21 protein-coding genes are annotated in these 23660 nt (G+C 60.2%); 12 read left to right on the top strand and 9 right to left on the bottom strand.

Annotated elements, in window-relative coordinates; translation table 11 throughout:
* Positions 1-73 precede the first annotated feature (73 nt).
* Both BM438_RS12760 and BM438_RS12755 read left to right on the top strand, forming a co-directional pair.
* Positions 74-733 (top strand): PadR family transcriptional regulator, encoded by a 660-nt coding sequence (locus BM438_RS12760; protein WP_093634614.1) that lies wholly within the window; start codon positions 74-76, stop codon positions 731-733.
* On the top strand, positions 730-2109 hold the full coding sequence (locus BM438_RS12755) for an FAD-dependent oxidoreductase (RefSeq protein ID WP_093634613.1): 1380 nt from the start codon (positions 730-732) through the stop codon (positions 2107-2109). Before BM438_RS12760 ends, BM438_RS12755 begins: the two co-directional genes overlap by 4 nt.
* 1 nt (position 2110) lies before the next feature.
* On the opposite strand, the gene BM438_RS12750 is transcribed toward BM438_RS12755, so the two are convergent.
* The 5 genes from BM438_RS12750 to cadR all read right to left on the bottom strand — a co-directional run bounded on the left by BM438_RS12750 (position 2111) and on the right by cadR (position 6742).
* Complete coding sequence (locus tag BM438_RS12750) at positions 2111-2905, bottom strand: ABC transporter substrate-binding protein (RefSeq protein ID WP_093634612.1); 795 nt, start codon at positions 2903-2905, stop codon at positions 2111-2113.
* A gap of 94 nt (positions 2906-2999) precedes the next feature.
* On the bottom strand, positions 3000-4154 hold the full coding sequence (locus BM438_RS12745) for a pyridoxal phosphate-dependent aminotransferase (RefSeq protein WP_093634611.1): 1155 nt from the start codon (positions 4152-4154) through the stop codon (positions 3000-3002).
* 387 nt (positions 4155-4541) lie between these two features.
* Positions 4542-5945 carry an ATP-dependent RNA helicase DbpA gene (gene dbpA, locus BM438_RS12740; RefSeq protein ID WP_093634610.1) on the bottom strand — a complete coding sequence of 468 codons (1404 nt, stop codon included), beginning with the start codon at positions 5943-5945 and terminating at the stop codon, positions 4542-4544.
* A 53-nt stretch (positions 5946-5998) separates the two neighbouring features.
* The gene (locus BM438_RS12735; RefSeq protein WP_028197690.1) at positions 5999-6199 is read right to left on the bottom strand and encodes a hypothetical protein; all 201 of its coding nucleotides are present in this window, start codon (positions 6197-6199) and stop codon (positions 5999-6001) included.
* Positions 6200-6310: 111 nt separating this feature from the next.
* Positions 6311-6742 (bottom strand): Cd(II)/Pb(II)-responsive transcriptional regulator, encoded by a 432-nt coding sequence (gene cadR / locus BM438_RS12730; RefSeq protein WP_093634609.1) that lies wholly within the window; start codon positions 6740-6742, stop codon positions 6311-6313.
* A gap of 80 nt (positions 6743-6822) precedes the next feature.
* Here cadR and BM438_RS12725 point away from each other — a divergent pair, with 80 nt between their 5' ends.
* Positions 6823-9327 carry a heavy metal translocating P-type ATPase gene (locus tag BM438_RS12725; RefSeq protein WP_234488020.1) on the top strand — a complete coding sequence of 835 codons (2505 nt, stop codon included), beginning with the start codon at positions 6823-6825 and terminating at the stop codon, positions 9325-9327.
* Between the two features lie 45 nt (positions 9328-9372).
* A complete protein-coding gene (locus tag BM438_RS12720) occupies positions 9373-9696 on the top strand; it encodes a double zinc ribbon domain-containing protein (RefSeq protein ID WP_093634608.1) in 324 nt (107 codons plus the stop codon).
* Here BM438_RS12720 and BM438_RS12715 read toward each other — a convergent pair.
* Positions 9693-10736, bottom strand: coding sequence for a helix-turn-helix domain-containing protein (locus tag BM438_RS12715; protein WP_093634607.1), 1044 nt, complete (start codon positions 10734-10736; stop codon positions 9693-9695). The genes BM438_RS12720 and BM438_RS12715 overlap by 4 nt on opposite strands.
* A 324-nt stretch (positions 10737-11060) precedes the next feature.
* On the opposite strand from BM438_RS12715, the gene adh reads away from it, so the two are divergent.
* Together adh and BM438_RS12705 are read left to right on the top strand one after the other, a co-directional pair.
* Positions 11061-12581, top strand: coding sequence for an aldehyde dehydrogenase (gene adh, locus BM438_RS12710; RefSeq protein WP_093634606.1), 1521 nt, complete (start codon positions 11061-11063; stop codon positions 12579-12581).
* 64 nt (positions 12582-12645) lie between these two features.
* Entirely contained in the window at positions 12646-13041 is a 396-nt protein-coding gene (locus tag BM438_RS12705; RefSeq protein WP_093634605.1) for a DUF779 domain-containing protein, read from the top strand.
* 16 nt (positions 13042-13057) lie between these two features.
* On the opposite strand, the gene eutC is transcribed toward BM438_RS12705, so the two are convergent.
* The 3 genes from eutC to eat are packed head-to-tail and all read right to left on the bottom strand — an operon-like array spanning position 13058 to position 16681.
* On the bottom strand, positions 13058-13843 hold the full coding sequence (gene eutC, locus BM438_RS12700; protein WP_093634604.1) for an ethanolamine ammonia-lyase subunit EutC: 786 nt from the start codon (positions 13841-13843) through the stop codon (positions 13058-13060).
* A complete protein-coding gene (locus BM438_RS12695; protein ID WP_093634603.1) occupies positions 13840-15234 on the bottom strand; it encodes an ethanolamine ammonia-lyase subunit EutB in 1395 nt (464 codons plus the stop codon). Before BM438_RS12695 ends, eutC begins: the two co-directional genes overlap by 4 nt.
* A 43-nt stretch (positions 15235-15277) precedes the next feature.
* The gene (eat, locus tag BM438_RS12690) at positions 15278-16681 is read right to left on the bottom strand and encodes an ethanolamine permease (protein WP_054037086.1); all 1404 of its coding nucleotides are present in this window, start codon (positions 16679-16681) and stop codon (positions 15278-15280) included.
* Between the two features lie 255 nt (positions 16682-16936).
* On the opposite strand from eat, the gene BM438_RS12685 reads away from it, so the two are divergent.
* The 6 genes from BM438_RS12685 to BM438_RS12660 all read left to right on the top strand — a co-directional run bounded on the left by BM438_RS12685 (position 16937) and on the right by BM438_RS12660 (position 23629).
* On the top strand, positions 16937-17803 hold the full coding sequence (locus BM438_RS12685; protein WP_093634680.1) for an AraC family transcriptional regulator: 867 nt from the start codon (positions 16937-16939) through the stop codon (positions 17801-17803).
* 655 nt (positions 17804-18458) lie between these two features.
* The gene (locus tag BM438_RS12680) at positions 18459-19031 is read left to right on the top strand and encodes a hypothetical protein (protein WP_208620652.1); all 573 of its coding nucleotides are present in this window, start codon (positions 18459-18461) and stop codon (positions 19029-19031) included.
* 602 nt (positions 19032-19633) lie between these two features.
* Positions 19634-20098 carry a hypothetical protein gene (locus BM438_RS12675; RefSeq protein WP_093634602.1) on the top strand — a complete coding sequence of 155 codons (465 nt, stop codon included), beginning with the start codon at positions 19634-19636 and terminating at the stop codon, positions 20096-20098.
* A 167-nt stretch (positions 20099-20265) separates the two neighbouring features.
* A complete protein-coding gene (locus BM438_RS12670) occupies positions 20266-21831 on the top strand; it encodes a recombinase family protein (RefSeq protein WP_244179359.1) in 1566 nt (521 codons plus the stop codon).
* Entirely contained in the window at positions 21828-22730 is a 903-nt protein-coding gene (locus BM438_RS12665) for a ParB/RepB/Spo0J family partition protein (RefSeq protein ID WP_093634601.1), read from the top strand. The genes BM438_RS12670 and BM438_RS12665 overlap by 4 nt, the downstream gene beginning before the upstream one ends.
* The gene (locus tag BM438_RS12660) at positions 22727-23629 is read left to right on the top strand and encodes a plasmid partitioning protein RepB C-terminal domain-containing protein (protein ID WP_093634600.1); all 903 of its coding nucleotides are present in this window, start codon (positions 22727-22729) and stop codon (positions 23627-23629) included. Before BM438_RS12665 ends, BM438_RS12660 begins: the two co-directional genes overlap by 4 nt.
* The last annotated feature ends 31 nt before the right edge of the window (positions 23630-23660 follow it).

The raw sequence follows: 23660 nt of genomic DNA, 5'->3' as shown, positions 1-23660 counted from the left end.
TGCTTGCCAATCTCAAAACACATAGTTATATTATGACTAGACAAACAAAGACTAGCCTGCAGCCACTTTAACCATGGTCCGCCACTCTCCGCTCGCCCTCGCCGTCCTCGCCATGCTTACCGAAGCGCCGATGCATCCGTACCGGATGCAGCAGCTCATCAAGGCACGCGGCAAGGACGAGGTCATCAACGTTGGCCAGCGCAACAGCCTGTACCAGACCATCGATCGCCTGGTGCGCGGCGATCTGATCGCCATCCGCGAGACGGAGCGCGACGGCGCGTTCCCCGAACGCACGGTCTATGAAATCACCGAAGCCGGCCGTGACACCGGGCGTCTTTGGCTGCGCGAACAGCTTGCGCAGCGCACCCGCGATTTCCCGGCCTTTCCGGCCGCGCTCTCGCTTCTGCCGCTGCTCTCGCCCGAAGACGTGTGCCGTCAGCTCGATACCCGCATCGGCGCGCTTGAGCGGGAATTGGCCCGGCTCGATGAAGCCACCGCACAAGCCACCCAGATGGAAGTGCCGCGGCTGTTCCTGCTCGAAGTTGAACTCGTGCGCGCGCAACTCGTTGTCGAGCTGGAATGGGTTCGCAGCGTGGTGACCGATCTGAAAGCTGGCACGCTCACCTGGAGCCAGGAATGGATAGAAGAAATCGCTCAACGTTTCACGCTGCCGGCCGGTGAATACAAGTACCGGCTTGTCCAACCTGCCGCAAAGAAGGAGGCGAAGTCATGAGTCGTGAACCCATGGAGGTGATCGTGATCGGGGCCGGCACGGGCGGCCTCTGTCTGGCGCACGGCTTGAAGCGCGCCGGCATCAACGTGAATGTCTACGAACGCGACCGCACGCGCGCGGACGGTTTGCAGGGCTATCGCGTCGGCATCAATCCGCACGGGCTCGCGTCGCTGGAAGCGTGTCTTCCGCCCGAACTCTATGCGACCTTTCTCGCGACCTGCGCGCGTACACCCGGCCGCTTCAACATCCTGACCGAGCGCATGACCGAATTGCTCACGTTACCGCTTGAAGACGAATCGATGAGCGGCGGCAAATCGGTCAGCCGGATGACGCTCAGGCAAGTCCTGCTGACAGGTCTCGAATCACAAGTGCACTTCGACAAGACGTTCACGTCGTACGAGCAGAACGACGACGGCAGCGTCACCGCGCATTTCGCGGACGGCACGCATGTGACTGCCGATCTGCTGGTCGGTGCGGACGGCGCGCGTTCGAAGGTGCGTCGCCAACTCCTGCCGCACGCGAAGCTTGAAAACACCGGCATCGTCAGCATCGGCGCGAAGGTGCCGATGGACGAAACATCACGCGCGCTGCTGCCGCCCAAGGTGCTCGACGGCATGACGCTGATCAACGCGCCGAAGGGCTATGGCGGGATCATCCATGTGATGGAATTTCCGTGGCGCGCGGACGGCGGCGGAATGAAGGAGGGCATCGGCAGCAGCGACGCCGAGTTGCTCTCGGGCTGGCCCGGATTGCTCTACGACAACACGCGCGACTATCTGATGTGGGGTGTCTGGGGCGCACTGCACAACTTGCCGGCCGATCCCAAATCGCTCGGACCGGCCGCGTTACTCGCGCTCGCGACGCAGATCACCGATGGCTGGCATCCCAATCTGCGCGCCCTGATTCGCGCATCGGATCCTTCCACCACCTTCAGCGTCGATGTGCGCACGTCGGTGCCTGTCGATGCATGGCCGACCACCAACGTCACGGTTCTGGGTGATGCAGTGCATTTGATGACGCCGGGACGCGGCGTCGGTGCGAATACCGCACTGCGCGATGCCGCACTACTCGCTGCGCGTCTAGCCGACGCACAACAGGGCAAGCTGTCGGGCTACGACGCCGTCGCGGGTTACGAAGAGGAGATGCGCCGCTACGGTTTTCATGCGGTCGCGGAATCGCGCAAGCAGTTCGACGCGCGCGGCGCGTTGCATCGGCCGGTGGTCGGAAGAATGGCGTTGAGCGCCATGCGCACGAGCTTGCGCGTAGTCAACAACGTGCCGATGCTCAAGCGCCGCATGATCGACGCCGAGAACGAATTTCGCGGCGTCGATCGCAATGCGGCACCCGCCGCGCACGATCAGCAATACGGTCAATAAGTTACTTCGGCGTGATGTCGATATTGCCGAGATACTTCGCCGCCAGCGTCTTCACCGTGCCGTCGGCCTGAACCTTCGCGATCGCTGCGTTCAGCTGATCACGCAACGCGGTGTCGCCCTTGCGGATCCCGTAAGCGATGCCGCTGCCGAGAATCTTGTCATCACGCACCGGCTGCCCGACGAACGCGTAGTCCTTGCCGGTAGGCTTCGACAGAAATCCCGTCTGACCGGCCGGCGCGAGAACGAGCGTCGCATCGAGTCGGCCCGCCAGCAGATCCGTATAGACCTGGTTCTGATCCTGATACGGCACGACGGTGACACCCGCCGGTTCCCAATGCGCCTTCGCGAAGGTTTCCTGAATCGACGCCTGCAACACGCCGACGCGTTTGCCCTTCAACGATTCCGGCGTCGGCAGCAAACCGCTGTCACGCTTCGCGATCAGTTGCGTCGGCACGCGATACACGACCGTCGTGAAATCGATCGCCTGACGGCGCTGCTCGGTGGCGTTCATCGCTGAGTTGATCGCGTCGAACTTGCGGCCTTGCAGCGCGGGAATCAAGCCGTCGAACGAGGTTTCGACCCATTTGCACGTCATGTGCGCAGCGACGCACACGGCATTGCCGACGTCGATGTCGAGACCTTGCAACTCACCGTTCGGCCCTTTCGATTCGAACGGCGGATACTGCGCCTCGAGTCCGAAACGCAGCGTCGAGGTGTCGGCGGCGATCGCGGCTGACGATGCAGCGATCGACGCGAATGCGCAGGCCAGCGCCAAGAGAGGCTTGAGCAATTTCATAACGGGTCCCTTTTCCTTCGATATTGTTGTAACGCAGCATGCTGCGCGCTGATGCGTAACGACGCGACCGCGCGACGATCATACTGCTGTCAAATTAGATTTCGCACAGACGTCGCGCGCCTTCGATCAAGGTCGCGTCGTCTTTCGAGAAGCTCAGGCGGATCAAACCTGAATCCGTGCCGTCGGTATAAAACGCCGACAGCGGAATCGTCGCGACACGCGCATCGCGAATCAGGCGCAGCACGAAGTCGCTATCGCTTTCCTCGGAGAAACCGCGGAAACGCGCGAGCATGAAGAAGCTGCCTTCGCTCGGCAGCAATTCGAAGCGCGACTCGCGCAACGCATGGGCGAGCAGATCGCGCTTCTTCTGATAGAACGCGGACAGGCCGAGGTAGCTCTCGCGATTGGCCAGCGCATCGACAAACGCGTACTGCATCGGCGTATCAGCAGAAAACACCATGAACTGATGGACTTTGCGGATCTCGTCCATGAGCGCAGCGGGCGCGAGGCAATAGCCCACGCGCCAACCAGTCACGTGATACGACTTGCCGAATGACGACACGATCACGCTACGTTCAGCGAGTTCGGAATCGCAGGCCATGCTTTGATGTTTGGCGCCGTCGAACACCACGTGTTCGTAGACCTCGTCGGCGAGAATCACGATGTCGGTGTTGCGCGTCACGGCCTTCAGACGCGCAATGTCGGCCTCGCTGAACACGGTCGCGGTCGGGTTGTGCGGTGTGTTGATGATGATCATGCGCGTCTTCGGCGTGATCGCGGCGGCGACCTCGTCCCAATCGACGCGGAAATCGGTGAGCGACAGTTTGATCGCGATCGGCGTTGCGCCTTGCAGGCGAACGATCGGGCCGTAACTATCGAATGACGGCTCGAAGTAAATCACTTCATCGCCCGGATGCACCAATGCGCTGATCGTCGAATACAGGCCTTCGCTGGCGCTGGCGATCACCGTGACTTCGCTCGACGGGTCGTAGCGCACGCCGTACAGCGTCTCGACCTTGTCGGCGAGCGCTTCGCGCAGGGCGCCGATGCCGGCCATCGGCGCGTACTGGTTATGACCGGCGCGCATGGCTTGCGCGACACCGTCGATCAGCTTCGCGTCGGGCGCGAAATTCGGCGCACCTTGCGACAGGTTCAGCGCATCGTGTTGCGCGGCCAGTTGGCCGATCACGGTAAAAATCGTCGTGCCTACATCAGGCAGTTTCGAGCGAGCTTGCATGGCGCTCTGCATAAGGCTTTCTCCCTTTCTCCATCCGGCAGCGGATTCGCGGACTGCCCACAGCGCAGCGGTCCCATCCGGTTCGATGATTAGGCATCAGCCAAAGAACCGTCACAATCGAAACTTTGTCATGCGCGGCATGCGTTTACGTCATGGCTCGCGCAATGCCGTTCTGGAGCAGGGTATGGCAATGAAATCGGGGGTTTGGCGGGAGAAATGCAGGCGCATGGAGCGCACGGAAAACAGCAGAGGTATGACGTAATGTGATGCGGAGCGGTAATGCGATGGGGCGATTTGCTGCTGATTGCTGCTATTTGCAACGACGGCGCGCAGTGGCGCTGCAGAACAATCCGGCTGCGACCAGGCGGTCGCAGCCGTCAAAAGCAAACTAATCGACGATCAGGCGTCGTCCATCATGCGAACTTTGACCTTCTTGCCCTTCACCTTGCCCCCGCTGAGCTTGCGCAGTGCCTCGCGCGCGACGCTACGCTCCACGGCCACGTAGGTGGACATTTCGGTCACGTTAATCTTGCCGATCTGCGAACCAGCGAAACCTGCTTCACCGGTCAGCGCGCCGAGCACGTCGCCCGGACGGATCTTTTCCTTGCGGCCGCCGAGAATCTGCAGCGTTTCCATCGGCGGCAGCAGACGCTCGTTGCTCGCCGGCTTGAGATCGGCCAGCTTGTGCCACTCGACCTCACGCTTTTGCGCCTGTTCGAGACTGCCCACGCGGCCCATCTCGTTCATGCTGGCGAGACTCAGCGCCCAGCCTTCCTGATCGGCGCGACCCGTGCGGCCGATGCGGTGCACGTGCACTTCCGGGTCCGGCGTCACGTCGACGTTGATCACCGCTTCCAACTCCGCGATGTCGAGACCGCGCGAGGCAACGTCCGTCGCAACCAGCACCGAGCAACTCCGGTTTGCGAACTGGATCAGCACCTGATCGCGTTCACGCTGATCGAGTTCGCCATGCAACGCGAGCGCATGAAAGCCCTGCGCGCGCAGCACGTCGAGCAGATCGCGGCACTGCTGCTTGGTATTGCAGAACGCCAGCGTGCTCACCGGACGATAGTGGTTCAGCAACAAACCGACGGCATGCAGACGCTGGTCCTCGGTCACTTCATAGAAGCGCTGGCGAATCTTCGTGTTGTCGTGCCGCTCGGCGAGCTTCACTTCCTTCGGATTACGCAGGAATTGCTGACTGAGTTTGACGATGCCTTCGGGATACGTCGCGGAGAACAGCAGCGTTTGCCGCTCTTTCGGGCATTGCTTCACAACGGTCGCGATGTCGTCGAAGAAACCCATGTCGAGCATGCGGTCGGCTTCGTCGAGCACCAGCGTGTTGAGCGACTGCAACGGCAGGCTGCCGCGCTCGAGGTGATCCATGATCCGGCCCGGCGTACCGACCACGATATGCGCACCGTGTTCGAGGCTGGCCGTTTGCGGACGCATCGGCGTGCCGCCGCACAGCGTCAGCACTTTGATGTTTTCTTCGGCGCGCGCCAGACGGCGGATTTCCTGCGTGACCTGGTCGGCGAGTTCACGCGTCGGGCACAGCACCATCGCCTGCACGGCGAAGTTGCGCACATCGAGGCGGTTGAGCAACGCCAGCGAAAACGCCGCGGTCTTGCCGCTGCCGGTTTTCGCCTGGGCGATCAGATCGTTACCCGCCAGCGCGATCGGCAGGCTCGCGGCCTGAATCGGCGTCATCTCGACATAGCCGAGTTGCGTCAGGTTGGCGAGCGTGGCGGGCGGTAGCGGTAGCTGGCTAAACGGCGCGCCGGCTTGAGTGGGAGTGTTCATAGGGTGAGGGCTCGCTATCGACGGAAGAGGCTGAAGAGACTGAAGGCCAGGGACTACTCGGCCATGGGGCCGGTGGCGGGACGGCCTTCGATCTGCTCGTACAGCACCGAGCCATCTTCCCCGTCGAAACGTTCGACGTAATTGCGCGCGCCGCACATCGGGCAACGGAACAGGAGCCCCTGCCCTTCATTCTTGATGACGACGTCCGACATTTCCCACTGCTCGCCGCAGGGCTGGTTTCTACAGGTAAACACGTTGATTCTCCAACTGGATTCGATTGTTTATTGGGTGAGCCGGATAAGTGGCCCAGCCGGGAATGCTGTCACTGCCGTGGTCGGCGGCGCCGGCCGCATGGGCAGAGCGCTTTAACCCAGATGCGTATGCCGCGCGCGCGTGGCGCCCACGTCCATTTCGGTGAGGCCCTGGACGATGCCGCAGTCTTCAACGGCCTGCTCGCCGTGGCATTGCTCGCGCAGCGTGGTCAGTTGCGCTTTCAGTTGCTTCAATTCGTCGATACGCGTGTCGACGTGCGCAATGTGCTCGTCGATCAGGGTATTGATGCCGCCGCAGCCGTCTGCCGGTGCGTCTGTTAGACGCAGCAACGCACGGATTTCGTCGTGGGTCATGTCGAGCGCGCGGCAGTTGCGGATGAAGCGCAGCCGTTCGACGTGTCGGGCCGAATAACTGCGGTAATTGGCTTCGGTGCGCTCCGCTTCGGGCAACAGGCCCTCTTTTTCGTAGAAACGGATGGTTTCGGTCGTGCAGTGGGCGATTTTCGCCAGTTCGCCAATTTTCATGGTCCCTCCGGAATGCGGCCTTGACCTTGTAGTGGCTTCAAGGTGTTTACTAGACCACAAATCGAACCAGGAAGCCACCCATGCCTCACGCCAACCTCGCCGAAGCGGATCGCCCGGAACGGGCCAAAGCCAGTGCCCACGGGCATGACGGGCATGTCCGCGACCATTCCGATGAGAAAGCGGATGGCCACGGTCATCCCGAATCCTGCGGTCACGGACATGAGGCGGGTGCTCGTGAAGACGCTCACGAGCACGGCGAAAGCTGCGGTCACGGCCGCGAAGCACATGACCCCGACCAGGCGCATGACCACGAAGCACAGGCTCACGAGCACGGTGAAAGCTGCAGCCATGGCGGCGCAGCGAACGAGCTCAATCACGACCACGCACACGCCCGCAGCCACGCCGAGGCGTCCTGCTGCGGAACCGCGCACGCTGCGGCCCCGCCGGTCAAGCTCCCGCAATCGGAAGCCGTCGGCAGCGATCTGCGCACCGCGATCCGCATCATGCAGATGGACTGCCCGACCGAAGAAGCGCTGATCCGCAAGAAATTCAGCCGCATGCCGTCCGTTCGCAGCATGGACTTCAACCTGATGCAGCGCGTGTTGACCGTCGTGCACGCGCCGGACGCCCTGGAAACGATCCTCGCCGCAATCCGTTCGCTCGACTTCACGCCTGAACTGGCAGACGCGAATCCGGACACGGCAGCCGCCGCGCCTCAAGCGCCGTCGAAGCCGTGGTGGCCGCTGGCGCTCGCAGGCATTGCTGCGGTCGGCTCAGAGGCCGCCAGTTGGCTTGGCGCTCCCGTCTGGCTGGCAGCGGGTCTGGCGCTCCTCGCGATCGCCTCCTGCGGTCTCACGACGTACAAGAAGGGCTGGGTCGCGATCCGCAACGGCAACCTCAACATCAACGCGCTAATGAGCATTGCGGTAACCGGCGCGCTGATCCTGCAACAGTGGCCCGAAGCGGCGATGGTGATGGTGCTCTTCACGATTGCCGAACTGATTGAAGCGAAGTCGCTCGACCGCGCCCGCAATGCTATCCAAGGCTTGATGCAGTTGACGCCCGAACAGGCGAGCGTGCAGCAGGCGGACGGCAACTGGCGTCTCATGGACCTCAAGGCGATCGCACTCGGCGCAGTGGTACGCGTGAAGCCAGGTGAGCGGATCGCGCTCGATGGCGAAATCGTCGCGGGCCGCTCGAGCGTCGATCAGGCGCCGATCACCGGTGAAAGCCTGCCCGTCGACAAGACCGTTGGCGACGCGGTCTTCGCCGGCACGATCAATCAGGCCGGTTCGTTCGACTACCGCGTCACGGCCGCGGCCAGCAACACCACGCTCGCGCGCATCATCCACGCGGTCGAGGAAGCACAAGGTACCAAAGCGCCGACGCAGCGTTTCGTCGATCAGTTCGCGCGCGTCTACACGCCGATAGTGTTCGCCGCCGCGCTCGCCGTGGCGGTGCTGCCGCCCTTGCTGTTCGGCGGACAGTGGCACGAATGGGTCTACAAGGCGCTCGTGATGCTGGTGATTGCCTGTCCGTGCGCACTGGTGATCTCGACACCGGTGACGATCGTCAGCGGCCTTGCTGCGGCCGCTCGCAAAGGCATCTTGATCAAAGGCGGCGCCTATCTCGAACAGGGCCGCAAGCTGAGCCGGCTCGCGCTCGACAAAACCGGCACGATCACGCACGGCAAGCCGGTGCAAACCGAGTTCGAGATACTGGCCGACGTCGACGTCGCTCGTTGCAGGACGCTCGCGGCGAGTCTTGCGGGCCGCTCGGATCATCCGGTGTCGATGGCGATCGCGGCAGCGGCGAAAAGCGACAGCATCGCTAGCACCAGCGCCACGGTCGAGGCGTTCGAGGCACTGGCGGGTCGTGGTGTGCGCGGCGACATCGACGGCTTGCCGTATTGGCTCGGCAATCATCGGCTGGTCGAAGAGCTCGGGCGCTGCTCGGCGTCGCTCGAAGCGCGGCTGGATACGCTCGAGGGACAAGGCAAAACCGTCGTGATGCTGGTGGATGCCGAACGTGTGCTCGCGCTGTTCGCCGTCGCGGATACGGTGAAGGACACGAGCCGCACCGCTATCGCCGAGTTGCAGCGCCTCGGCGTGCGCGCCGCCATGCTCACCGGCGACAACCCGCACACGGCCGCTGCGATCGCACAGCAAGTCGGTATCGACGAAGCACGCGGCAATCAGTTGCCCGAAGACAAGCTGAGCGCGGTGGCGCAGTGGTCGCAGGAAGGCGCGACGGTGGGCATGGTTGGCGACGGCATCAACGACGCCCCCGCGCTGGCGCGCGCCGACATCGGCTTTGCGATGGGCGCGATGGGCACCGACACCGCAATCGAAACCGCCGACGTCGCGTTGATGGACGACGATCTGCGCAAGATTCCGCAGTTCATCCGTTTGTCGAAGGCGACGCATTCGGTGCTGGTGCAGAACATCACGCTCGCGCTCGGCATCAAGAGCGTCTTCCTCGTGCTGACGATGATGGGTCTGGGCACGATGTGGATGGCCGTATTCGCCGATGTCGGTGCGAGCCTGCTGGTAGTGGCGAATGGCTTGCGGCTGTTGCGCAGTTAAGCGCGGCAGCAGGCCCGTTTCAATTGCTGGAAAAGGGAGGTTGGCATGGGATTCTGGGAAAAGATGTTGAGCGGGCATCGCGGCGGCGGTCACCATGGCGGTGGGTATCGGAGTAGCGGACATGGCGACTGGGGACGCGGAGACGGCAACGGATCGCGGGACGATGGCAATGGCGGCAGGCCGCCGCCTGCATCGACGTTGACGACCGGCGTAACCTGTTCGGGCTGTCGGGCTGTCAACACGACAAGCGCCCGCTTTTGTCAGCAATGCGGCGCGTCACTGGCGTCGGCCGCATGCAAAGAGTGCCAAGCCTTGCTGCCGGCCGGCGCACGTTTCTGCCAGCAATGCGGCGCGGCGGCGCAGCGCTAATGAGAGAACGAACGGCGACCCGTTGCCTGGTGAGCGCCAAGGGCGGCCTTTAACGTATCGGAAGGCCGCATGCCGAACAGCTTCCGGTAGTCGGTCGCAAACTGGCTCAGATGCCAGAAGCCCCATGCCGCGGCGATATCCTGAACTGAACGCGATTCACGCGACGCGTTGCACAGATCGCGTCGCGCGCCATTCAAGCGAATCGTGCGCAGATACGTAGCGGGCGCCATGCCGAGCACATCCTGAAAGCAGTATTGCAACGTGCGGCGGCTCACATGCAAGCGCTCGCATAACTCCGGCACGTTGATCGCGCGCTCGCGATTGGCCAGAACATAGTCGCGCGCTTCCGACACGATCGACTGACGCCGCCCACGCGTGGGCATTTCAATCTGCCCGTTGGCCGGTAACGCACCGACGTCGAACAACGAGGCCAGCACCGACGCCTGCAAATTATTGCGTGCGAACGTGGACAGCGGCGCGCCATTCGCCGCGCCATCGTCCAGAAGCTGACGCAGCGATGCGCACAAGCGCTCCTTGCGAGCCGTGCCGATCGGCACGACTTCCGTGTTCGGCAGATGGTCGGCCAGACCGACCCGCTCCACTTCCGCCGCGTAGCGGCGCAGCACTTCACCCTTCACCACCACACCGAAAATCTCGTAGCCCGCCGAAGTCAGCAGTTCAAATTCGATCCCGCCCGGACGAAATGCGAGCGCATCGCTCGAGATCACCTGCGTATCGATACGACCGGAACCCTCGGGGCAAGTCGGAATGCCGAACCAGTAGGCGTCCTCCTGCACCTCGCAGGTCTGCCGCAGCGTGTGGCTGGTAGTTTCGACAAACACCTGCATGTGGTCGAGGCACAACTCCGTCAAACCGCCGACGAAGCGGCCCGCGGTCAACTGGTCGTAGGTCTGGCTCCAGCCATGGAGGTTGCGCGCCTGCTCGTCGGCGTCGTAGGCGACGCAGGTCTGCACGCAAAAGCTCGGCTGTTGCGCGTGCGTCGATGCTGTCGGGCTGTCGGTTCGGAATTCAATCGTCATACCGGATCTACGAAATCGAAGTATTGAGGAGATCTGGAAGGCAATTCCCATGCCGAACGGGTTCGCTCCTTACATTGCTTTGACCGCGGCCGCACATGTTCACGCCCTGTTCAATTCATGAACAGGGCTGCGCACACTGATCAGAAACGGGACGTTCATCGTTTGACAAGATGAACAGGTCTGCGCGCCATGCCTGCGGGCGTGCTTGCTGCGCGTGCACAACTCACCAGCGCGGTGCATTGGCACAGTTCTGGCTCTAGTCTGTCGCGGCCAGCGAAATATCGCGCCGGATATAGCCCATTCAAACATGTGAGGAGCACACAGATGAATCACGCAGAGATGCAGTTTCTGACTACCGAATTTCCGTACAAAAAGCAGTATGGGAATTTTATCGGCGGCGAATGGGTGAAGCCCGTAGGCGGTGAGTACTTCGACAACGTGTCGCCGATCACCGGTGAGCCGTTCACGTCGATCCCGCGCTCACGCGAAGCCGATATCGAACTCGCCCTCGACGCTGCGCATCGTGCGAAGGCAGCATGGGGCAAGACGTCGACCACCGAACGCGCGAACATCCTGAACCGTATCGCCGATCGGATGGAAGCGAATCTGCAGCGCATCGCCGTAGCTGAAACGATCGACAACGGCAAGCCGCTACGCGAAACGATGGCGGCCGATATCCCGCTGGCCATCGACCACTTCCGCTATTTCGCCGGCGCCGTGCGTGCGCAGGAAGGCTCGCTCTCCCAGATCGACGACGACACCGTCGCATATCACTTCCATGAACCGCTCGGCGTGGTCGGCCAGATCATTCCGTGGAATTTCCCGATCCTGATGGCGGTGTGGAAGCTCGCGCCTGCATTGGCCGCCGGCAATTGCGTCGTGCTGAAACCGGCCGAGCAAACGCCTGCGTCGATTCTCGTGCTGCTCGAACTGATCCACGATCTGTTGCCGCCGGGCGTGCTGAACGTGGTGAACGGTTTCGGCCTCGAAGCCGGCAAGCCGCTCGCATCGAGCAAGCGCATCGCGAAGATCGCGTTCACGGGTGAGACGACGACCGGCCGCCTGATCATGCAGTACGCGAGCCAGAACATCATTCCGGTGACGCTCGAACTCGGCGGCAAGAGCCCGAACATTTTCTTCGCCGACGTGATGAATGCGGACGACAGCTATTTCGACAAGGCACTCGAAGGCTTCACGATGTTCGCGCTGAATCAGGGCGAAGTGTGCACGTGTCCGTCGCGTGTGCTGATCGACGAAAAGATTTACGACCGCTTCATGGAGCGCGCGTTGAAGCGTGTGGCTGCGATCACGCAAGGCCATCCGCTCGACACGAAGACGATGATCGGTGCACAAGCCTCGCAGGAACAGCTGGAAAAAATCCTCTCGTATGTCGACCTTGGCAAGCAGGAAGGCGCTGAATGTCTCATCGGCGGTGAGCGCAATACGCTCGGCGGCGAACTGAGCAAGGGTTACTACGTGAAGCCGACCGTATTCCGCGGCCACAACAAGATGCGCATCTTCCAGGAAGAAATCTTCGGGCCGGTCGTTTCGGTGACGACGTTCAAGAACGAAGACGAAGCGCTCGAGATCGCCAACGATACGCTCTACGGTCTGGGCGCCGGTGTATGGACACGCGACGGTACGCGCGCCTATCGCTTCGGCCGGCAAATCCAGGCGGGCCGCGTGTGGACCAACTGCTATCACGCGTATCCGGCGCACGCCGCGTTCGGTGGCTACAAGCAGTCGGGCATCGGCCGCGAAAATCACAAGATGATGCTCGATCACTATCAGCAGACCAAGAACCTGCTCGTCAGCTATAGCGATAAGCCGCTCGGTTTCTTCTGAGCGTAACAACCCTGTACGAGCGGGCCGCATTGCGCGGCTCGCTCTTTTTCAACGAGGGCATGTAATGGCTGATGAGAAGGAAGTAGCCCGCGTGATCGCCATGCCTGCTGCGGTCGATTTGATCGATAAGCTATGCGCGGAACACGGGGCCGTGCTGTTTCACCAATCCGGTGGATGCTGCGACGGCAGCGCACCGATGATGTTCCCTCAGAGCGAGTTCATGGTCGGCTCGTCCGATGTGAAACTGGGCACGATTGCCGGCGTGCCGTTTTATATGAGCGAATCGCAGTTCGAATACTGGCAGCACACGCAGTTGATCATCGATGTGGTGCCCGGGAATGGCGGGATGTTTTCTTTGGAGCGGCCAAGCGGATTGCGTTTCTTGACACGCTCACGGCTCTTCGAGGATGAAGAGAACGCTTGGTTGGAGACCCATCCGGTCGAGCGGGCGGATGCTTAGCGTTTCTGTGTCGTGCCTAGTTCGAGTCGTCGCCGACCGCGGGTGTTGTCGGCGTACTCGCTAGCAGTGAATCGCTGTCGTCTTTCAAACCAACGCCCGTGAGACCCAAGCGTCTTGCGTGCGTCAGCAGATAGTGCAACTTGTGTGCCGCTAACTCGTAGTTAAGACCTTCGGGACGCACGTTGGAAATGCAGTTGCGTTGCGCATCACTGCAGCCTACTTTCGGCGCGTAAGTCAGGTAGATACCGAGACTATCGGGCGAACTCAAACCTGGTCGTTCGCCGATCAACATCACAACCAGTTTGGCGCCAAGCAGTTCGCCGATTTCGTCACCGAGTGCGACGCGTGACTGACGTGCGACTACTACGGGACCGATCTTCCAGTCCGTGAGTTTTGCGCAAACGGCTTGCAGCAGCGGAATCGATTGTTTCGACGCAGCGAACGCGGACAGACCATCTGCGATGACGAAGACCACTTCGGGTGATTCGACCTTGAGTTGTCCAAGCGCTGCGCGGCTCTCATCGCTCAGGCGCCTGCCGAGATCCGGACGCCGCAAATAGTGCTCGCGATCGGGCGCGGCACTATGCACATCCAGTGTGGTGAAACTTTGCGCACGCAGTTGTTCGTGCAGCACGTCCGTATCGAGCGGATGGTGCACCGCGTCGCGCGCCTGCGCATGCGACAGGTTGAACGCCAGCAACGGTGCAGTCGGCAAACTGTTGCCCGCGCGGCCTAACGCGATGCGCGCGTTGGTGAACTGCCGCAACGCGTTCCATGGATTCTTTTCGAGGAAGTCGCTCATGCGATGCCCATCCAGTCATTCGCGCCTTGCAGCAGCGGTTGCTGTGACGATGCGCTGAGCAACGTGCCGCGCGCGTCGGTGATCTGCATCGACTCCAACCATTCTTCGAATTCCGGTGCGCGGCGCAGGCCCAGCACATCGCGCACATAAAGGGCATCGTGGAAGGACGTGCTTTGGTAGTTGAGCATCACATCGTCCGCACCTGGAATGCCCATGATGAAATTGATACCCGCCACGCCCAATAGCGTGAGCAGATTATCCATGTCGTCCTGATCGGCTTCGGCGTGATTCGTATAGCAGATGTCGCAACCCATCGGCACGCCGAGCAGCTTGCCGCAGAAGTGGTCTTCAAGACCCGCCCGCGTGATCTGCTTGCCGTCGTACAGATACTCCGGTCCGATGAAGCCAACCACCGTGTTAACCAGAAACGGATTGAATTTGCGAGCGACCGCATAAGCGCGGACTTCGCATGTCTGTTGATCGACACCGAAATGCGCATCGGCCGACAAGGCGCTGCCCTGCCCGGTTTCGAAATACATCAGGTTATTGCCGACAGTGCCGCGATTCAGCGACAACCCCGCTTCATACGCTTCCTGCAACAGCGCAAGCGAAATACCGAAACCCGAGTTCGCTTTCTCTGTCCCGGCAATCGATTGAAACACCAGATCGACCGGCGCGCCTTTTTCGATCGCCGCGATCGTGTTCGTGACGTGAGTCAGCACGCACGATTGCGTGGGCACCTGATAGCGTTGGCGGAAGTCGTCGATCATCAGCAATAGCTTGGTGATCGCGGCAAGATTGTCGCTGGCCGGATTGATGCCGATCATCGCGTCACCACAGCCGTACATCAGGCCGTCGAGCATCGACGCGGCGATACCTTTGACATCATCAGTCGGATGATTTGGTTGCAGACGCACCGACATGTGACCGGGCAAGCCGATCGTATTGCGAAAGCGCGTAATCACCGGACGCTTGCGCGCCGCCGCGATCAGATCCTGATTGCGCATCAACTTCGAGACTGCCGCGACCATTTCCGGCGTGAGGCCGGCGGTGATGCGCGTGAGCGCGTCGGCATCGGTCGTGCTGCTCAACAGCCAGTTGCGAAAATCGCCGACCGTCAGATGCGAGATCTCAGCGAACGCTTGCGGCGAGTGATCGTCGATCACCAGACGCGTGACCTCGTCGCTTTCGTACGGGATCAATGCTTCGTTGAGAAACGTACGCAGCGGCACCTGAGCGAGCGCCATCTTGGCCGCGACGCGCTCCTCTTCGCTCGCCGCCGCGACGCCCGCGAGCTGGTCGCCGGAACGCTGCGGACTGGCCTTCGCCATCAAGGTTTTCAGGTCGGCGAAGCGATACGTGCGACTGCCGATTGTCTCGGTATAGCTCATTTCTACGACTCCATCGCCGCTGCTTGCGCAGCGGCTCGATTCGTCACTCTTCGAGCAAAGCGTCCGACGGTGCCGCTTCGCGTTGATGGCGCGTCAACAGGAAGTAGACGTAGCCGAGCGCGAGGAAGATCGCGAACACGACGGCTACCAGGAAATTGAAGTAGACCATCGTTGCCAGACAAATCACCGCGGCCACCAGCGCGAACGCCGGAAAGAACGGAAACAGCGGCGCGCGGAACGGGCGTTCCATGTTCGGCTCCGAGCGGCGCAGCTTGAACAGCGACAACATGCTGATGATATACATCACGATAGCGCCAAATACGGACATCGTCACGATGTTCGCCGTCAGCGTCTGGCCGCCGAACTGGATCAGCTCGTCGCTATAGATCGCGGCGATGCCGACCACGCCACCCGCGATGATCGCTCGATGCGGCGTCTTGAAGCGCGGATGCACCTTGGAGAGCCACTCCGGCAGATAACCGGCGCGAGCCAGCGCGAAAATCTGCCGCGAGTAGCCGAGGATGATGCCGTGAAACGACGCGACGAGCCCGAACAGGCCGAGCCAAACCAGCATATGCATCCAGCCGCTATGTTCACCGACGATGAATTTCATGGCCTGCGGCAGCGGATCGTTGATGTTCGACAGCTTGGTCCAGTCGCCGGCGGCGCCTGCGAACACCATCACGCCGATGGCGAGCACGACCAAGGTCAGAATACCGGCGACGTAAGCAATCGGAATCGAACGCTTGGGATTCTTGGCTTCTTCAGCAGCCATCGCCACGCCTTCAATCGCGAGGAAAAACCAGATCGCGAAGGGAATTGCCGCGAACATGCCGTGGAACGAGCCCATGCTGAAGGTGTCCGCGCCAGACCAGCCGCCCTTCGTGAAATTCGCCCACTGGAACCCCGGCGACACGACGCCCATGAACACCAGCAATTCGAAGATCGCGAGCAGCGTCACGCACAACTCGAAGGCCGCGGCGATCTGCACACCGACGATATTCAGCGCCATGAAGACGAGATACGCGCCCATTGCCGCGTGTTTCGGTTCGAGCCCCGGAAACTGCACGTGCAGATAGGCGCCGATCGCGAGTGCAATCGCCGGTGGTGCGAACACGAATTCGACTAACGTCGCCGCGCCCGCCAGATAACCACCGGTCGGGCCAAAAGCGTGGCGCGCGTAGGCGAACGGGCCGCCTGCATGCGGAATCGACGTGGTGAGTTCGGTGAAACTGAAAATGAAGGTGGTGTACATCGCGGCAATAAAAACCGCCGTGATGACGAAGCCAAGCGTGCCGGCGCTCGCCCAGCCGTAGCTCCAGCCGAAATACTCGCCGGAAATGACCAGACCGACCGCGATCCCCCACAGTTGCCACGTGCCGAGCGTCTGCTTCAACTCGTGATGCGTGACTTTACCGACGTGCTGACTTTTTGACTCTGATTTCATCGGGTGCTCCTGATGTTTTCGCTTGCTCGACGCCGCAAGGCTTTGCGGTGCATGGGCGGACAGGCTTCAGCCGATGGTAGTAAGCCATTATTCAACGTGTTATCGAAATTCGGCAAAGTTCGGGCGCGATTGTGTTAGTGGGCGCTTAATTCTGTTCACGGTTGCTTTGGCGAAGTTCGCAGGATTTGGTAAATGGGGACGTGGTACTTTGATTCGCATCCCTTCGGCAATCTTCTCTTTGTTGGCCACTTAGTCATGAACCAATCGGACAATCGGGCGCGCTACGAAACGCGGCTGGGCCGCGTGCTGGACCATATTTACGATCATCTCGACGAACCGCTGGATATCGATCGTCTCGCGCAAATCGCCTGCATGTCGCCCTATCACTGGCATCGCATCTTTCAGGCGATGTATGGCGAGACGGTGGCCACAACCGTGCGGCGTTTGCGCTTGCATCGCGCGGCGGGGTATCTGGCGAATGGCTCGATGCCGATCGCTGAAATTGCCGAGCGCTCGGGCTATAGCAGTCTGCAGTCTTTCACTCGCACCTTCCGCGCGGTTTTTGGCATCCCGCCGGCGCAGTATCGCAAGCAGGGTACGCATAGCCGGTTTCGTCCAGCACTTTCAGGAGACGCTCAAATGACGATGCGTGAAGTGGTGATTCGTAACGTGGAGCCGATGGAGGTTTTGTCGGTGGATCACGTTGGGCCGTATATGCAGATCGGCAAGGCGTTCGATGGGTTGTTCGGCTGGTTGGCGAAACATAATTTGCTGGCGGGACAGATGCGCATGATCGGGATTTACTACGACGATCCTGGTGTTGTTGCGGAGGATGAGTTGCGGTCGAAGGCCGGGGTGTTGTTGCCACATCCGGTGCAGGCTTCGGTGACGGTGAGTCCGCCGGTTTCAGTGGCGCATGTGAAGGGTGGGGAGTACGCGGTGTTACGGCATAAGGGACCGTATAGCGATATGCGGGCGGCTTATGAGTGGTTGTATGGGACGTGGCTTGTGCAGTCGGGGCGTGAGGCTGCGGATGCGCCGGTGTTTGAGGAGTATTTGAATAGTCCGAAGGAGACTGCACCTGCTGAGTTGCTGACGGAGATTTGTTTGCCGTTGGTTTGAGGGGTTGGGTCCTGGTTTGGTTGTTGTGCTTGCGTTGTGCATGTTTACGCAGCGGGGTTTGGGGATGCTTCTCTGGTTTTTATAGTCTTTGTATATGTATACGTAGTAATAGTTAACAAGCACCTCGCGTTTCTGTGGATAACTTGGATCTTCGCTTACGGATCAAGGGGATGCGGAATCGATAACCCTGCGGGGGGTGGGCGAACAGGACGGGGGAGCCCGGGAAAACTTTTGACTGACCTTGCGAGGTCGCTGGTTTATCAAAGTTTCGCCCACAACGTGTCAGGTGGCTTGTACAAAAGTTGTCCAGAGGGGGTTGTGGATAAGTGGGCGGTGCGAAGATCGAACTCGATCGTCGTAAAAATGGACCGCCTTTGTGGGCTAGACGGCAGTTACGTAAAACTTTGTCGCGAAAGATTGATTCGTACTGCCAATGCGTTGACAACAGTTAGGCGCGTCGCTTATCTTCGGCTCGCGGGTCGGCTGGTCAAGCTTGCCAAGGTACGGGCAGTATTCGTCCCGGGCACTACGGGGTTACCCCGTGGATCAGAATGGCCTCCGCAGTTCGTCGCATGAGCGTCACTTGCGCGTTACGCAAACGAGCTCACGCAGCACAAGACGCGTTGACTGGCTGGCCCGCCCCTATCTCTGCCCTATGCCGCAATTTTCCCCGCAATTTGTCACCTGCGCGATCGCCGATGCCATGCTGGCCGGGCCGCCCGAGGCCGCCGCGATGGTCGAGCGGATGACGCTTGTGTTGGGTGAACGCGCGGATTGGATGAATGGATTAGCGCGCAAGGTTGCGAAGCGATTTGGCGCGCGGTGGGACAGTGTCGACGGTAAAGAGTTGTCGAAGGTTGTTGCTGAGAACACGGGGTTTGTCGCGGCTTGGAGAGGTGAGAGCCGGCCGCGGGTTGTGCGTGTATTGCCTCGACCGCCTGTTCAGCGGCCGCCTCCGCCCTGGTTGCACGACGTGGTGCTGCCGCAGTTGCCGACGCTTGGTGATCTGGCTGCATGGCTGGAAGTTGAGCCGGACGAGCTGGACTGGTTTGCCGATCGCCGGCGTGTGCCGGCGCAGAGTGCGGCGACACCGCTTCATCATTATTCTTACAAGGCGATCGAAAAGCGCGACGGTCGGTGTCGGATTTTCGAAGTGCCTAAATCGCGTTTGCGGGCTTTGCAGAGGAAAGTGCTTCACGGTTTGCTCGATCGGGTAGCGGATCATTAGAGCCATGGCAGCCCTGAACGTCCCCGTGGATCTGAGTCACTAGGTAGTGAGGTCAAGCCCTGACCTCCCTATAGCATTGGCGCCTAGGAAAGCCCTTCGACTCCTGCGGCGCCAATATGTGGCCCCGATTCGCCCCGCCAGCCTGTGTGCACCCTCCGGGACGCGAGCTTCGTCATCCCGTTGCCGATATCTCAGACGCTCATCCGTACTCGAAATATTTGATGCGAAGGTGCCTGCAGATGATTAACCCCTAAATCTGAGCTATTAATAAAAAAGGACCCGTAAGTTTCTCAGCTTATGGGTCCAAGATTCTCAGGTTATGAGTTCATCTACCTGAAGGGAGACAGAATTCGTTAGACTGGCATCCCTTATTAATCAATAACTTGCTAACTTTTTCCGCCCAATCGTTTTCAGCACCCGAACCGAATTAGTTGGACTACCCGGATTTGTGTCGCGAATTCGTTAGACTGAGTCACCCACCCAAAAAACGCGCTGATTGAGCGCTCGCAGTCTTCGCGGATTGCGCATCAGCGTTTCTCAGGCGGGTTGGATGCCCGGCTGCCAACGTGCTCCAGATTGCTACCTTACGTATGGAGCGCGTGATGAATAACGCTCGCCGTTGCGTTGCCTGTGGCAGCCTCTTCCATCCTTTGTCTCACATCCCAAATCAACGATTCTGTTCCGCCCTGGGCTGCCAGCGAGAGCGACGCCGACGCTGGCAACAGCAGCGACTTCGAAGTGATCCCGACTACCGCGACAACCAGGCGCGGGCGCAGGCCAAATGGCGCGCTCGTCGCCCGGACTACTGGCGTCAATACCGCGCGACGCACCCGGCCTATCGGGAGCGCAATTGCGCGATGCAACGGGAGCGGAATGCGCGACGAAGTTCCAGTCCAGTTGCAAACATGGACGCGTCATCGCCTTTACACCCGCTCGCGTCGGGCTTCTACATACTGCGTCGTGCCGTCGAAACGGGCATTGCAAAGATGAACGCGTGCACCGTCCATATCGCCGTGCTGTCGGCACCAAACGGGCCACGCATACGTGATTGCAAAGAGATGACGTGATCGACTTCCGCGCCAGGCCTGCTACCTTTGCCTTGTACCCGCTCTGAATCAGACACCACCGCAGTTGCGACGCGGTTGCGTTTCGAAAGTGACGATCTACGTGTCCGACGCGATGCCGGACACGCGAGCTCAGGGGAGCGAGGATTCGAAGCAGCGGGAGCAGGACCGTGTCACTCGATCACATAGGCGATACCGTCGTCGCGCAGGCCCCCTCGGTACGGGCGGCCGAATACGTTCGGATGTCGACTGAGCACCAGCAGTACTCGACTGAGAACCAGCGCGACAGGATCCGGGAGTACGCCGTGCGACGCGGTCTCGAGATCGTTCGCACCTACGCTGACGAGGGTAAAAGCGGTCTGCGTATCGACGGACGGCAGGCGCTGCAGCAACTGATCAAGGACGTGGAAAGCGGCCACGCGGATTTTCAGGTGATCCTCGTCTATGACGTGAGTCGCTGGGGGCGATTCCAGGACGCAGATGAAAGTGCGTACTACGAGTATGTCTGCCGGCGTGTCGGCATCCAGGTTGCCTACTGCGCCGAACAGTTCGAAAACGACGGCTCGCCGGTATCCACCATCGTGAAAGGCGTGAAGCGGGCAATGGCCGGCGAATACAGCCGGGAATTGTCGGCCAAGGTGTTTGCCGGCCAGTGCCGGCTGATCGAACTCGGCTTCCGGCAGGGGGGACCGGCTGGATATGGCTTACGCCGTGTGCTCATCGATCAGCACGGGATCATGAAAGGAGAACTTCAACGCGGCGAGCACAAGAGCCTGCAGACCGATCGGGTGATCCTTATGCCAGGGCCCGAGAGCGAAATCCGGATTATCAATCTCATCTACAACTGGTTTATCGACGGGTCGTTAAATGAATACGAGATTGCGGCCCGGTTAAATGGTATGCGTGTTCGCACAAATCTCGACCGGGAATGGACACGAGCGACTGTACGGGAGGTACTGACCAACGAGAAATACATCGGCAATAACGTCTACAACCGCGTGTCGTTCAAACTCAAGAAAATGCGCGTCGTCAATACACCGGACATGTGGATCCGGAAGGAAGGTGCATTCCAGTCTATCGTACCAGGTGAGACGTTTTACACAGCACAGGGCATCATGCGGGCGCGCGCCCGGCGCTATTCGAATGAGGAACTCATCGAGCGTCTGCGCAACCTTTACCGCAACCGTGGTTTCCTGTCTGGCCTGGTTATCGACGAGACAGATGGCATGCCATCGAGCTCAGTTTACATGTACAGGTTCGGCAGCCTGATCCGCGCATATCAGACCGTGGGTTTCACGCCTGGTCGCGACTACCGCTATCTCGAAACCAACCGGTTCCTCCGTCAGCTTCACCCGGAAATCATTGCGCAGACCGAGAGGAAGATTGCTGATCTTGGCGGCACAGTGCTACGTGACCCAGCCACAGATATGCTCACCGTCAACCATGAGTTCACTGCCTGCCTCGTTCTCGCCCGTTGCCAGACACACGAAAATGGGCGGCATCGCTGGAAGGTCCGGTTCGACACGAGCCTGCTGCCGGACATTACCGTAGCCGTTAGGCTCGACCACGCGAATTCCGCGGCGCTCGATTATTACCTCCTGCCGCGCCTGGATTTCGGCCAGCCGCGTATCAGCCTCGCCGACCAGAACAGGATTGAGTTCGAGAGCTACCGTTTTGACACGCTTGATTATCTCTATGGCATGGCTGAGCGGGCCCGCCTCCGGAGGGTGGCATGAACCAGCAGCAACAGGCGGGTGAGGTGCGGATGATTCCGATCGACCAGATCGAGGTCATCAATCCTCGTGAGCGTAACAACCGCGTCTTCAACGAAATCGTCGGCAACATCAGGGCGATCGGCCTGAAAAAGCCGATCAAGGTCACGCCGCGTGCAACAGCAGATGGCGTCGAGAAGTATCTGCTTGTGTGCGGCGAAGGTCGCCTGAAGGCTTTCCGTTCACTTGGCGAGACGACCATACCGGCGATGGTCGTGAACGTCAGTGACGAAGACGCATTCATCATGAGTCTCGCGGAGAACATTGCGCGTCGTCAGTGCAGGCCGCTCGAACTCCTCGCCGGCATCCGGCAATTGCAGGAACAGGGATACGCGTCGAAGGTGATCGCGGAAAAAACGGGGCTCACGCAGTCATATGTCCAAGGTATCCTGATGCTACTGCATCATGGTGAAGAGCGCCTGGTCATAGCAGTGGAGAAGGGACGGATTCCACTCAACGCCGCACTGTCTATTGTCAGCGCCGGTGACGACGACACGGCAATGCAGGCTGCTCTGCAGGAAGCTTACGAATCCGGCAAGCTACGTGGCAAGCAATTGATGGATGCCCGCCGGATTATCGAGCGACGTAAAACGCTTGGGCGCTCCGCTGCCCGCAACATGTCGGGCAAGCTCGCGGATGTGACGACGTCGAGCCTGGTGCGAACCTACCAGCATGAAGTCGAACGCCAGAAGTCGATGGTGCGTAAAGCCGAATTTGCGCAGCAGCGGCTCATGTTCGTCGTGGGCGCGCTTCGGCAAATCTTTGCAGATGAAAATTTCGTCAATCTGCTGCGTGCAGAAGGGCTGGCGACGTTGCCGAAATATCTTGCCGAGCGCGTCTGGTCGGGCGGGAGCGTCGCATGACAGGCGTAATGCTCGGTTTCATTCCCGAGCCTCTATCTGTTCCCTTAGTGTGCATCTTGCCGTCGCGCAAGATGCCGGCGACGATCATCGATTCCCGCAAGTTCAAACAGATCAAGGCCTCGATCGAGGAGATCGGCCTGATTGAGCCACTGTCGGTTACTGCAGTACATCAGAGTACGGGTCAACATGTGCTGCTTGATGGCCACCTGCGCCTCATTGCGATGCAAAAGCTCGGATTTGTTGAGGTATCGTGCCTGGTTGCAACCGACGACGAAAGCTACACGTACAACAATCGCGTCAACCGGCTGTCCACCATCCAGGAGCACTATATGATCCGGCGCGTCGTCGAACGGGGTGTGTCGCCGGAGCGGTTGGCAAAGGCCCTCGCTATGGACGTGTCCATGATCCTAAAGAAGCTTTCGCTGCTGGACGGCATATGTCCTGAAGCCGCTGAACTTCTGGGAGATCGCCAGTTCTCGGTAGACCTCGCTCGTGCCATTCGAAAAATGAAGCCGACGCGGCAGGTCGAATGCGTCGAGCTGATGATAGCGGCGAACAACGTGACCGTGCCTTATGCCGAAGCACTGCTTGTCGCGACACCCACAGCGCGACTGGTAGATGGAAAGAAGCCGCCAAAGCTGACCGGTGTGACGCCTGAGCAGATGGCGAAGATGGAGCGAGAGATGAGCAATCTTCAGGGGCAATACAAACTTGTCGAGCAAACCTACGGACAGGATGTACTGAACCTGGTGCTCGCAAAGGGATACCTCGCCAGACTCGTGGAGAATGACCTGGTAGCTCAATACCTGCGCCAGCGTCAACCAGATCTACTTGCTGAGTTCGAAACGATTGTCGAGACGGTTTCGCTTGAACAGCAGCAATTCAGCGTTCTCACCTAGCCGCGCTCAGCATCACCAATGCGACGCGTGG

Origin of the sequence: Paraburkholderia aspalathi (genome assembly GCF_900116445.1) — a bacterium.
Classification (GTDB): domain Bacteria; phylum Pseudomonadota; class Gammaproteobacteria; order Burkholderiales; family Burkholderiaceae; genus Paraburkholderia; species Paraburkholderia aspalathi.
Note: the sequence above shows the minus strand (reverse complement) of the source record. Positions and strands in the feature narration are given on the sequence as shown.